Annotated in this window: 9 protein-coding genes; 3 read left to right on the top strand and 6 right to left on the bottom strand. The window is 68.8% G+C overall.

Annotation, left to right across the window (positions count from 1 at the left end; genetic code table 11):
- Window positions 1-41: 41 nt before the first annotated feature.
- From pbpC to EJO66_RS01930, 3 genes are all read left to right on the top strand, one after another.
- Window positions 42-2,300 carry a penicillin-binding protein 1C gene (gene pbpC, locus EJO66_RS01920; protein WP_124957245.1) on the top strand — a complete coding sequence of 753 codons (2,259 nt, stop codon included), beginning with the start codon at window positions 42-44 and terminating at the stop codon, window positions 2,298-2,300.
- A 122-nt stretch (window positions 2,301-2,422) separates the two neighbouring features.
- Window positions 2,423-3,112 (top strand): FadR/GntR family transcriptional regulator, encoded by a 690-nt coding sequence (locus tag EJO66_RS01925; RefSeq protein WP_124957246.1) that lies wholly within the window; start codon window positions 2,423-2,425, stop codon window positions 3,110-3,112.
- 55 nt (window positions 3,113-3,167) lie between these two features.
- Window positions 3,168-4,448 (top strand): CynX/NimT family MFS transporter, encoded by a 1,281-nt coding sequence (locus tag EJO66_RS01930; protein ID WP_125964535.1) that lies wholly within the window; start codon window positions 3,168-3,170, stop codon window positions 4,446-4,448.
- Between the two features lie 25 nt (window positions 4,449-4,473).
- Here the strand turns inward: EJO66_RS01930 and EJO66_RS01935 are convergent, their stop codons facing one another.
- From EJO66_RS01935 to EJO66_RS01960, 6 genes are read right to left on the bottom strand one after another with little or no spacing between them, the layout of a single operon-like run.
- Window positions 4,474-5,658, bottom strand: a complete 1,185-nt coding sequence (locus tag EJO66_RS01935) for a M20 aminoacylase family protein (protein WP_125964536.1) — start codon at window positions 5,656-5,658, stop codon at window positions 4,474-4,476.
- A 52-nt stretch (window positions 5,659-5,710) separates the two neighbouring features.
- Window positions 5,711-7,213 carry a M81 family metallopeptidase gene (locus tag EJO66_RS01940; protein WP_125964537.1) on the bottom strand — a complete coding sequence of 501 codons (1,503 nt, stop codon included), beginning with the start codon at window positions 7,211-7,213 and terminating at the stop codon, window positions 5,711-5,713.
- A gap of 42 nt (window positions 7,214-7,255) precedes the next feature.
- Window positions 7,256-8,872 (bottom strand): dipeptide ABC transporter ATP-binding protein, encoded by a 1,617-nt coding sequence (locus EJO66_RS01945; RefSeq protein ID WP_164547760.1) that lies wholly within the window; start codon window positions 8,870-8,872, stop codon window positions 7,256-7,258.
- A 2-nt stretch (window positions 8,873-8,874) separates the two neighbouring features.
- Entirely contained in the window at window positions 8,875-9,822 is a 948-nt protein-coding gene (locus tag EJO66_RS01950; RefSeq protein WP_206168822.1) for an ABC transporter permease, read from the bottom strand.
- Between the two features lie 26 nt (window positions 9,823-9,848).
- Window positions 9,849-10,790 (bottom strand): ABC transporter permease, encoded by a 942-nt coding sequence (locus EJO66_RS01955; protein ID WP_125964538.1) that lies wholly within the window; start codon window positions 10,788-10,790, stop codon window positions 9,849-9,851.
- Window positions 10,791-10,811: 21 nt separating this feature from the next.
- Entirely contained in the window at window positions 10,812-12,401 is a 1,590-nt protein-coding gene (locus EJO66_RS01960; RefSeq protein ID WP_124957252.1) for an ABC transporter substrate-binding protein, read from the bottom strand.
- Window positions 12,402-12,508 lie beyond the last annotated feature (107 nt).

Raw genomic sequence — 12,508 nt, forward strand, 5'->3', positions numbered from 1 at the left:
GAATGGCGCCGCCACGCCGCCAATTCCCGCTTCCCACCGCCATGTCCCGCCTGCCCTTCCCCGCCTGCCGCAGCTGCCTTGCCGCAGTGCTGGCGGCCATCGCCTGCGCGCTGCCGGCGCTGGCCGGCGCCGTGAGCTTCGATGAGGTGAAGCGCGAGTTCCGCCCTTCCGACACCGCGGTGCTCGACCGCAACGGCGAGCTGCTGCAGCGCGTGCGCACCGATGCCAGCGTGCGGCGCGGCCAGTGGGTGGCGCTGTCCGATGTCTCACCCGCGCTGCGCATGACCATGGTGCTGAGCGAAGACCGGCGCTTCTACGAACACAGCGGCATCGACTGGCGCGCGGTGTCGTCCGCCGCCTGGGGCAACCTGTGGAACACCCGCACGCGCGGCGCATCGACCATCACGATGCAGCTGTCGGGCCTGCTCGACGAAGACCTGCGCCGCGCCAACAGCGGGCGCACCTTCACGCAGAAGATCGGCCAGACCGTCGCGGCCACGCAGCTGGAGCGCAGCTGGCGCAAGGACCAGATCCTGGAGGCCTACCTCAACACCGTGCCCTTCCGCGGCGAGATCGTGGGCATCGATGCGCTCTCGCGCACGCTGTTCGGCAAGGCGCCCAGCGGCCTCGACGCGCGCGAGGCCAGCGTGGCCGCGGCGCTGGTGCGCGCGCCCAATGCCAGGCCCGCACTGGTGGCGCAGCGCGCCTGCGAGGTGATGCGCGCGATGGAGCCAGGGCAGAAGATCGATTGCGATGCGCTCGACATGTTCACGAGCGCGGCATTGCAGCGGCGGGCCTTCGATGCGACCGAAGGCATTGCACCGCACGCGGCGCGGCGTGTGCTGAAGGAACTGCGCGAGGCCGGCGAAACGGCCGCGCCGCCTGCCCGCCAGGCCGCCGGCAGGCAGGCCGCCGTGCGGACCACGCTGCGCGCACCGCTGCAGCGCTTTGCGCTGGCCACGCTGCAGCGCCACCTGAAGGAACTGCGCGGCCGCCACGTGGAGGATGGCGCGCTCGTGGTGCTCGACAACGCGAGCGGCGAGGTGCTCGCGTGGGTCGGTTCGTCGGGGCCGCTGAGCCAGGCCGCCGAGGTCGATGCGGTCACCGCGCTGCGCCAGCCCGGCTCCACGCTCAAGCCGCTGCTCTATGCGCAGGCCATCGCCGAGCGGCGGCTCACCGCTGCCTCGCTGATCGACGATTCGTCGGCGCAGATCAGCACCGCGAGCGGTCTCTACATTCCGCAGAACTACGACCGCCAGTTCAAGGGAGCGGTGTCGGCGCGCACCGCGCTGGCCGCCTCGCTCAACGTGCCGGCCGTGCGCACGCTGGTGATGGTGTCGCCCGAATCGTTCGCGCGCCAGCTGCGCGCGGCCGGCCTGCCGCTGCGCGAAAGCGGCGACTACTACGGCTACAGCCTTGCGCTGGGCAGCGCCGAGGTGTCGCTGCTGTCGCTCACCAACGCCTATCGCACGCTGGCCAACGGCGGGCGCTACGGGCCGCCCATGCTGGCCGCTGCGCCGGCTCCAGCTGCCAAGGACAAGGCCAGTGACAAGGCCGCCACCATCCTCGACCCGCGCGCCGCCTTCATCGTCGGCGACATCCTGTCCGACGCGAACGCCCGCACGCGCACCTTCGGTCTCGACAGCATTCTTTCCACGCGCTTCTGGACCGCAGTGAAGACCGGCACCAGCAAGGACATGCGCGACAACTGGGCCGTGGGCTGGTCGCAGCGCTACACGGTCGGCGTATGGGTCGGCAACGCAAGCGGGGCATCGATGTGGGACGTGAGCGGCACCAGCGGCGCGGCCCCGGTGTGGGCCGAGGTGATGCGCTTTCTGCACGCGCGCGAGCCGAGCCGCGCACCCCGGCCGCCAGCCGGCCTGGTCGAGGCGCAAGTGACGTTCGGCCCCGGCGCCGACGGCAATCCGCTCGAGGCGGCGCGCAGCGAATGGTTCCTGCAGGGCACGGAGCAGCCGCTCTTCGCGCTCGACAACGCCGGCGCCGGCACGCCGGCAGGCGCCGGCGCCGCGCCGCGCATCACCGCGCCGGCCGATGGCACCATCATCGCGCTGGACCCCGACATTCCGCCGCTGCACCAGCGCGTGCGCTTCGAGGCCGAAGGCCGCGGCGTGCAATGGCGCATCGACGGCAAGCACTTTGCGCGCGGCAACAGCGCACAGTGGCTGCCGTGGCCGGGGCGCCACGTGATCGAACTCGTCGACGCCACCGGCAAGGTGGTCGACCAGCGCAAGCTCGAAGTGCGCGGCGCGGGCGTGGTCGCGAAAAGCGCGCGCCGATGAACGCGGCTGCCGGCGGCTGCGCCGGCCGGGAAGCCCCCCCAATCCCCCTGCCTTCGACTGCGGCATTGAAGCCGAGCGAGAATTCATCCAATGATTCAATGAATTAGGCCTTTCTTATTCATATGCTCCTCCAAGCCCCCCGAACCTCCCTGGCCGACAGTGCAGCCGACAGCATCCGTGCCGAAATCGCGGCGGGCCGCTGGGCCGTGGGATCGCGCATTCCCATCGAGCCTCAGCTCGCGCAGTTGCTCGGCGTCAGCCGCGGCACGGTGCGCGAAGCCGTGAAGACGCTGGTCTCGCGCGGCCTGCTCGAGGTGCGGCAAGGTTCGGGCACCTATGTGCGTTCGGGCTTCGACCCTTCGGCCAGCCTGCAGAAGATGCGGCGCGCAAGTTTGCGCGACCAGTTCGAGGTGCGCCGCGCGCTCGAGGTCGAGGCCGCGCGGCTGGCTGCCGTGCGCCACACCGCCAAGGACCTGCGCAACCTGAAGACCCTGCTCGAGAAACGCGGCGTGCCCGACCCGAGCGACGGCGGCGCGAGCTTCATCGAACGCGACCTGGCCTTTCACCTGGCCATCGTCGACATCTCGGGCAACCTGGCGCTGGCCGAAACCTGCCGCTTCATCGCAGGCTACATCAAGGAAACCATCGCGAGCACGATGGGCTCCAGCCTGCCGGAACCCGACACGGCCGCGCACGTCACCATCGTCGAGGCCATTGCAAGCCGCGACCCCGACCGCGCCGCGGAGGCGGTGCGCGCCTTCATGTCGCCCATGATCGATGCGCTGGCGCAAGACGCAGAGCTTGTCCGATGAGCCGCCGGGCCGCTCCCGCGGCGAATATCGCAGTGCGCAGCACGGAGGTCGCCTTATGAGCGCGGTGGCGTTCCGGGCGGCCCGCGCCGCCGACGAGCTGCTGATCGACCCCGAGGCCGACAGCACGCCCGCGCCGCGCCCCACGCCCGCGGGCAGCCTGGGCCGCCGCATCCTGCTGGGCGCGAGCGTGGTGCTGATTGCCTTCAACCTGCGCCCGGTGTTCGCCAGCCTGTCGGTGGTGCTGCCGGAGATCATCGCGGCCACCGGACTCTCGGCCACCGCCGCGAGCCTGCTGACCACGCTGCCCATCGTCTGCCTGGGCCTGTTCGCGCCGCTGGCACCGGGACTGGGCCGGCGCTTCGGCACCGAGCGCACGCTGCTTGCCTGCATGGTGCTCATCCTGCTGGGCACGCTGCTGCGCGGCACCGGCAGCATCCCGCTGCTGTTCGTGGCCTCGGCCATCGCGGGCAGCGGCATCGCGGTGTCGAACGTGCTGCTCTCGGGCCTCGTGAAGCGCGACTTCGCCAAGCAGGCGGCGCTGATGATGGGCCTCTACACCATGGCGGTGTGCGGCGGCGCGGCCAGTGCCGCGGGCCTCACGGTGCCGCTCGAGCATGCGCTGGGCGGCGGCTGGACCTATGCGCTCGCGATGTGGGCGGTCCCGGCCCTGCTGGTCACGCTGATCTGGGCGCCGCAGGCCCTGCCGCTGAAGCCGGTGGCCAGCGAATCGGGCTTCACCGTGCGCGGGCTGTGGCGCGACCGGCTGGCCTGGCAGGTCACTTTCTTCATGGGCCTGCAATCGGCACTGGCCTACACCGTGATGGGCTGGCTCGCGCCCATCCTGCGCGAACGCGGGCTCGGCGGCGAAACGGCCGGCTACGTGGTGTCGCTGGCGGTCATGACGCAGGTGGTGACCTGCCTGGTCGTTCCCGCGGTGGCCGTGAGGCTGCGCAACCAGCGCGGGCTGGCGGTGGTGCTGGCCATCGTCACCGTGGCCGCCATGCTGGCGATGCTGTTCGCGCCGCTCGGCGGCGTGTGGCTGTGGGCCGTGCTGCTGGGCATTGCGCAGGGCGGCACCTTTGCCCTGGCGCTCACGTTCATGGTTCTGCGCTCGCCCGATTCGCACGTGGCGGCGCACCTCTCGGGCATGGCGCAGGGCGTGGGCTACCTCGTGGCCGCCTGCGGGCCGCTGATGGCGGGCCTGCTGCACGGCTGGACCGGCAGCTTCCGCGCGTCGTCATGGCTTTTCATCGGGCTGGGCATTGCGCTGGTGATGGCGGGCCTCGGTGCGGGACGCTCGATGCACGTGGGCGCGGTGACGGTTCCCCGGCGCTGAGGGAACGGGCCCAACTGCCTGCCTGCTACTGCAGGTAGCTCTCGGCCAGCAGCGCCCAATAGGCCGCGCCGATCGGCAGGTTGCCGTCGTTGAAGTCGTAGCCCGGGTTGTGCACCATGCAGCCGCCGTGTTCGCCGTGCGCGCCGTTGCCGATGAACAGGTAGCAGCCGGGCTTCTTCTCGAGCATGAACGCGAAATCTTCGCTGCCGGTCACGGCCGGGCCCTGCGGCTCGACATGCGCGGCGCCCACCAGTTCATAGCCGATGCGGCGCGCAAACTCGGTTTCCTCGGTCGTGTTCACCAGCACGGCGTAGCCCTTGCGGTAGTCGATGTGCGCCTTCACGCCGAAGCTCTCGGCCTGCGCCGTGACGATGGCCTTCAGGCGCTTTTCGAGCAGCGCGCGCACCTCGCGGTCGAGCGAGCGCACGCTGATCTCCAGCACCGCGGTCTCGGGGATCACGTTGTTGGCCTTGCCCGAGTGGATGGCGCCCACGGTGACGATCGACATCTCCTGCGGATCGGCGTTGCGCGAGACGATGGTCTGCAGCGCCATCACGATGCTGGACGCGGCAACGATCGGATCGGCCGTGCGGTGCGGCATGGCGCCGTGGCCGCCCACGCCGGTGAGCGTCACGGTGGCGTAGTCCGACGAAGCCATGGCCGCGCCTTCGCGGAACATCAGGGTGCCCTGCCGGCGGCCCGGCGAGTTGTGCATGGCGTAGACCGCATCGCAGGGGAATCTTTCGAACAGGCCGTCCTCCATCATCTTCACGGCGCCGCCCATGCCCTCTTCGGCTGGCTGGAAGATGAGGTTCAGCGTGCCCGAGAACTCGCCGTGCTGCGCCAGGTACTTGGCCGCGCCGAGCAGCATCGCGGTGTGGCCGTCATGGCCGCAGGCGTGCATGATCCCGGGCCGGCCGCTGCGGTAGGCAAGGCCTGTCTTCTCCTCGATGGGCAGCGCGTCCATGTCGGCGCGGATGCCGATGGCGCGCGTTCCGCTGCCGCGCCTGAGCCGGCCCACGAGGCCGGTCACGCCCAGGCCGCGCTCCACCTCGTAGCCCCAGGCGGCGAGGCGCTCGGCCACCAGGTCGCTGGTGCCGAATTCCTCGAAGCCGAGCTCGGGGTTCTGGTGGATCTGCTGGCGCACCGTGACGAATTCGGCGGCGTGCCTTCTCATGTACTCGAGGTAGTGCTGGGCGCTTTGCGGCATCGTGGTCTCGTGTTCCGGATGGATGAATGAGGATGAGGAGGAATCGGTTCGCTCAGGGCTGCAGCGCCATGGTGGCAGGCAAGCGGGTCCACGGCAGGTCGGCCGGGTCGGCGGCCATCGGACCGGGCGCCTTGGCCACGAGGATGTGGCTCGCAATGGGTGCGAAGTCGGCGCGAAAGTGCACCGAGCTCTTGTTGACCAGCAGCTTCATCGCCTCGGGCTCGATGCCCAGGTAGCGGAAGAACTCGCGGTCGAGCATCTGGCTCTTGCCGCTGGCCACGGCAATGCGCACGCCGTCGATCTCCAGACAGGCGCTCTGGCCGAGCGACACCACGCCGCCGCGCGACATCGGCCCCTTGCCGTGGACCTGCCCGTCGCTGAGCGCGCGCACGGTGAAAAGGCCTTGCACGGGCGCATCGCTGAACCGGCCGCCCCACGTCGGCACCGAGGTGCCGAGCGCGATGCGGATCTGCGCGCCCACGCCGGCCTCGTGCGCCGCCGCGGCCGCGCCAGGATCGAACATCAGCCCCAGCGCGACCTGACCCGGGTAGCGCTTGCCCGCGCCCTCGGCCAGCAGCGCATGCAGCATGCCGGTGGTGTTGCTGTCGGCGCCCGCGCCGGGGTTGTCCTGCGTGTCGGCGATGACCACCGGCTTGCTCGCGTCCGCGGCCAGCGCCATGGCCTGCGCAACCGCCGCGCGCGGCTCCAGCACGTCGAGCCGCCATTGCGCGCGCGGCTGGTCGATGCGCTCGTACAGCGTGGCCACGGCCGCGCCGGCATCGTCGCCATAGCCCCACACGACCGGGCCGCACTCGGCGATGTCGGCGGCCGGGAAGCCGGTGGCAAAGCTCAGCACCGCATCGTGCCTGGCGTCGAGTTCGCCGAGCAGCCGGTACACGGATGCGGCCGGCTCGATCATGGTCGACTGCACGTTGAGCGGCAGCAGGAAGCCGAGCCGCCGCGCATGCAGCGGCTCGCGCGAGCCGCGCGCGATGCGGCGTTCCAGCAGCCTGGCGGCGAGCCGGCCCGTGTCGGCCATGTCGACGTGCGGATAGGTGCGGTAGGTGGCCAGCGCATCGGCCTCGGCCAGCATCCGGCCCGTGATGTTGCCGTGCAGGTCCAGGCTCGCGACGATCGGCACGTCCGGCCCCACGAGCATGCGGATGCGCGCGATCAGTTCGCCTTCGGGGTCTTCGAGGTGCTCGGTCACGGCTGCGCCGTGCAGGTCGAGATAGACCGCGTCGATGCCGCCCTCGGCCAGCGCGGCAGCCAGGTCTTCGGTGATGGCGGCCGAGATGCGCTCGAACGCGTCCTCGGTCACATGGGCCGAGGGCGTGGCGCCGGCCCAGGCCGACGGCACGAGCGACCAGCCCTTCTCGCGCGCCGCGTCGATGAAGCCGCCCACGGGAATGTTCCTGCCCGCGTAGGCCTCGACGATCGCGGCGCCGCGCCGGTACGGCGGGAAGGTCGAACCCGCATTGAACGCGGCCCAGTCCGCCTTGCTCGGCGCGAAGGTGTTGGTCTCGTGCTGGAAACCGGCGATGAAGACTTTCATGGAATCCTTTTCTTTTCTCTTGAACGCGGGAACGAAGAGCTTTCAGCTGCGCGCAAAGGCAAAGTCGCGCCCGGGCGCCGCAGCCAGCAGTTTGCGCGTGTAGTCGTGGCGGGGGGCGAAGAACACATCGCGCACCGAACCGCGCTCCACGATCTCGCCCTGGCTCATGACCAGCACGCTGTCGCAGATCTGGCTGGCCACGCGCAGGTCGTGCGTGATGAAGAGAATGCCGATCTTCAGCCGCTGCTGGATTTCGTCGAGCAGGCGAAGGATCTGCGCCTGCACCGAGACGTCGAGCGCAGACACGGCCTCGTCGGCAATCAGCACCTTGGGATCGCAGGCCAGCGCGCGCGCAATCGAGATGCGCTGGCGCTGCCCGCCCGAGAACTCGCTGGGGTAGCGGCGCAGCGCATCGGGCGACAGGCGCACCAGCCGCATCAGTTCTTCGGCGCGCGCCCAGGCCTGGTCGTGCGGCATGCCGAAGTTGACCGGGCCCTCGATGATCGAGGCGCCCACCGTCTGGCGCGGATTCAGCGAGCGGTACGGGTCCTGGAAAATCACCTGCACCGTGCGCCGGAACGGCGAGAGAGCGCGACCCCTCGCATGCGCCACCGAACGGCCGTCGGCAAAGATGTCGCCCGAGCTCGGGTCGATCAACCGCGCGATGCAGCGCGCCACCGTCGACTTGCCCGAACCCGACTCGCCGACGATGCCCACGGTTTCACCGGGCCGCACTTCGAGCGACACATTGCGCGCCGCATCCACCGTGCGGCGCTTGCCGGGCCAGCTGCCCGTGATGTAGGTCTTGCAGATGTTCACCGCATTGAGCAGCGGATAGGCGTCGGGCACCGGCGGGCGCCGGGGCGGCGAAAGCTCGGGCACCGCGTCGAGCAGCATCCTGGTGTAGGGCTCGCGCGGCGCCGTGAGCACCGCCATCTTGCCGCCCTTCTCGATCATGGCGCCCAGCTCCAGCACCACCACTTCGTCGGCGATCTCGGCCACCACGCCGAAGTCGTGCGTGATGAAGAGCACGGCCGTGCCGTTCTCGGTCTGCAGCTCGAGGATGAGCCGCAGTATCTCGGCCTGCGTGGTCACGTCGAGCGCGGTGGTCGGCTCGTCGCAGATCAGCAGCACGGGCTTCAGGATGAGCGCCATCGCAATCACGATGCGCTGGCGCTGCCCACCCGACAGCTGGTGCGGATAGGAAGCGTAGATGCGCTCGGGCTCGGGCAGCCGCACGCGTTCCATGATGGCGATGATCTTTGCGCGCCGCTCGGCCGCGCCCATCTGCACATGCTGGGCCAGCATTTCGTCGACCTGCGCGCCGCAGGTCATCACGGGGTTGAGCGCGGTCATCGGTTCCTGGAACACCATGGCCATCGATGGCCCGCGCAGCTGGCGCAGGCGGGAAGGCGTTGCGGCCAGCAGGTTCTCGCCCTGCAGTTCGATGGCGCCGCGCACCGGCACGAGGCCCGAAGGCAGCAGCCCCATCACCGCATTGGCGATGACCGACTTGCCCGAACCCGACTCGCCGAGCAGGCAGACGATCCTGCCGGGCGGCACGTCGAAGGAGATCTTGTCGACCGCATGCGGCCGGTCGCCGCCGCGCGGCAGCGCAATGGCCAGGTCGCGAACGGAAAGAACAGGTGCCTGCGCCATGTTCAGCCCCCGCGCTTGTTGAACTTGGGATCGAGCGTGTCGCGCAGCCCGTCGCCGAGGATGTTCACTGCGAGCACCGTCAGCGCCAGGAAGATGCCGGGGAACAGCACGTTGTGCGGGAACTGGTTGAACTGCGCCCTGCCCTCGGCCATGATGTTGCCCCAGGTCGCCATGTCGGCCGGCAGCCCCACGCCGAGGAACGACAGGATGGCCTCCACCAGGATGGCCGAGGCGCACACGTAGGTCGCCTGGATGATCAGCGGCGCAATCGCATTCGGCAGGATGTGGCGCACGAGGATCTTCCATGTCGGCGTGTCGAGCGCAATGGCGGCTTCCACATAAGGCTCCTCGCGCACCGTGAGCACCACCGAGCGCACGAGGCGCGCCACGCGCGGGATCTCCGGCACCGCAATGGCCACCACCACGGTGAGCAGCTTGCCGCCGAACAGCGCCACCAGGCTGATCGCGAACAGGATGCCGGGGATGGCCATCACGCCGTCCATCAGCCGCATGATGGCGCTGTCGAGCCGGCGGAAGTAGCCGCCCAGGAGGCCGACGAGCATGCCGAACACCACCGCCAGCGCGGCCACCGCCACGCCCACGGTCAGCGAAACGCGCGCGCCGTAGAGCGTACGGCTCCAGATGTCGCGTCCCAGGCTGTCGGTGCCCATGACGAACAGGTGCTCGAAGGTGTCGCCCGCGAGGCTGTTGAACTCGCCGCGCGTGCCCGGCATGAGGTTGCCGCTGCCGGGGTCGATGGCCGTGGGGTCGATGGTGCCGAGCCATGGCGCCGCCAGCGACACGAACACCAGCAGCAGCAGCACGCCGCCGCCCGCGCGCACCGACCAGTCGGCCAGGATGCGCTTGAGCAGCGAGCGCCGCCGGGGCGGCGGCAGCGGCTCGGCGATGGCTTCGACAGGAATCATCGCCGGGGCGAGCGAATCGGTCATCGTGTTTTCTTCTTTCTTCTTGCGCCTCAATAGCGGATGCGGGGATCGAACACCAGGTAGCTCAGGTCGATCAGCAGGTTGATGAGCACGTAGACGACGGAAAAGAACAGCGTGATGCCCTGTATCAGCGGAAAGTCGCGCGACAGCACCGCATCGACCGTGAGCTGCCCGAGGCCCGGAATCGCGAACACGGTTTCTGTGACGACCACACCGCCGATCAGCAGCGCAATGCCGATGCCGATCACCGTGACGATCGGAATCGCCGCATTGGCCAGCGCATGCCGCATCAGCACCCGCTTCTCCGACATGCCCTTGGCGCGCGCGGTGCGGATGTAGTCTTCGGTCATGGCCTCGGCCACGGCCGCGCGCGTGACGCGTGCAATCAGCGCCACGTAGATGATCGACAGCGTGATCGACGGCAGGATCAGGTGCTTGATCCAGAGCCACGGCCCCTGGCCGAGCCGCGAGTAGCCCTGCACCGGCAGCAGCTGCAGGTGCAGCGCGAAGATCCAGATGAGCACGTAGCCGATCACGAAGGCCGGTATCGAAAAACCCATGACCGAGAAGCCCATGAGCATGCGGTCGAGCCAGCCGCCATGGCGCCAGGCGGCCACCACACCCAGCGGCACCGCGATGAGGATGGTGACCACCAGCGTCACTGCCGCCAGCGAAACCGTCGGCTCGATGCGCTGCCCGATGAGTTCCACCACCGTCTTCTTCATGAAGTAGGACTCGCCCAGGTTGCCCTGCAGCAACTGCCCGCTCCAGCGCAGGAACTGCGTGGGCAGCGAATCGTTCAGCCCCAGCTGGCCCCGCACCTTGGCGATGTTCTCGCTGGTGCCGCTGTCGCCCACGATGGCGGCGGCCGGATCGCCGGGCGCCAGCCGGAGCATCAGGAACACGATCAACGCGACGATGACGAGCACCGGCACGGTCGTCAGGATGCGGCGCGCAAGAAAGATCAGCATGGATTTTGCGAAGGAGCGCGCTCAGCTCTTCTTGATGTTCCAGAACACGTTGACCGGCGAGCGCACCACGCCGCTCACCACGCCCTTGCGGTAGGCCGTGAGCGGCTTGTATTCGCCGATCGGCGCGTAGATGCCGGTGTCGTACACGCGTTGCTGGATGGCCGTGGCCAGGTCCTTGCGCTTGGGCTCGTCCGCGCTCGCGAGGAATTCGGACTTCAGCTGCTCGAGCTTGTCATCGGTGGCCCAGCCGAACCAGCCCTTCTCGCCGTTGCCCGTGAGCGGCGCGTAGAACATCGGGTTCATGTTGTCGGCAATGCCCCAGCCGGTGATGAAGAGGTTCCAGCCGCCCTTGTCGACGGGATCCTTCCTGGCGCGGCGCGTGACCAGCGTGGGCCAGTCCATCGACTGCATGTCGACGTTGAAGCCGGCCTGCTTCAGCAGCTGCGACATCACCGGCGGAAACTTGTTGAGCAGCGCAAAGTCGGCCGGATACATGAGCACGACCGGCTTGCCGTCATAGCCCGCTTCCTTGAGCAGCGCCTTGGCTTTCTCGAACTGCGGCTTGCCGGTGAAGTAGCTGGTCTTGTCGTTGGAGAACGCCGTGCCGCACGGGTAGACCGAGGCGCAGCTGTTGTAGAGCTCCTTGTGCACCATCTGGGCGCGCATCAGCGCCTCCTGGTTGATGGCCATGATGGCGGCCTGCGCGATCTTCGGGTTGTCGAAGGGAGGAATGACGTGGTTCAGGTGCAGTGCGAACGAGCCCTTCGGGATCGGGTTGTCGACGGTGATGGCGGCGTTGTTCTTGAGCGCCGTGTACTGCTCCGGCGGCAGCCATTCGATCATGTCGACCTCGCCATTCGCGAGCGCATTGGCCTGTGTCTGCGCGTCTTTCAGGATGATCCATTCCATCCGGTCGACGTACACGTTCTTGCCGCCCGCGGTGCCCGAAGGCGCCTCGGCGCGCGGCACGTACCTGGTGTTCTTCAGGTAGACCACCTTCTCGCCAGGGCGGTACTCCTCTTTCTTGAAGATGTAGGGGCCCGAACCGGTGGCGTCGTCGATCTGCTTGTCGGACGGCGTGGCGGCCACGCGCGCCGGCATGATGAACGGCGGATTCGACGAAGGCTTGCTCAGTGCATCGAGCACCATGCCGAAGCCGTCCTTGAACACCAGCCTGAAGCTGTTGGCGTCGACCGCCTCGGCCTTGTCGAGCGCGGCGTACATTTTCTGGCCCAGCCCGTCGCGCTGGCCCCAGCGCTTGAGCGACGCCAGCACGTCGTCGGAAGTGACCGGCTTGCCGTCATGGAATTCGAGGCTCTTGCGCAGCGTGAAGGTCCATGTCTTGCCATCGGCGCTGGTGGCGTACTTGTCGACCATCTGCGGCTTGACCTTGCCCTGCTCGTCCACGCCGAAGAGCGTGTCGTACACGGCATAGCCGTGGTTGCGCGTGACGAACGCGGTGGTCCAGATCGGGTCGAGGATCTTGAGGTCGGACTGCGGCACCAGGCGCAGCACCTTGCCCGCATCCTGCGCGAACGCGCTGGTTGTTGCGAGGGCGGCGGCCAGCATGGCACCCGCAACAACGGCTTTCAGGTTTCTTTTCGACAGCATCTTCGGTTCTCCGGTTGAAAAAATCGTGAGGAACGGGACTTCGGATCAGGCGTGCCGGCGCGGCCGCCATCGGAAGCTCCGATGGAAGAAGGAGAAGAAAAATCGCG

This window comes from Variovorax beijingensis (genome assembly GCF_003951285.1).
Classification (GTDB): domain Bacteria; phylum Pseudomonadota; class Gammaproteobacteria; order Burkholderiales; family Burkholderiaceae_C; genus Variovorax; species Variovorax beijingensis.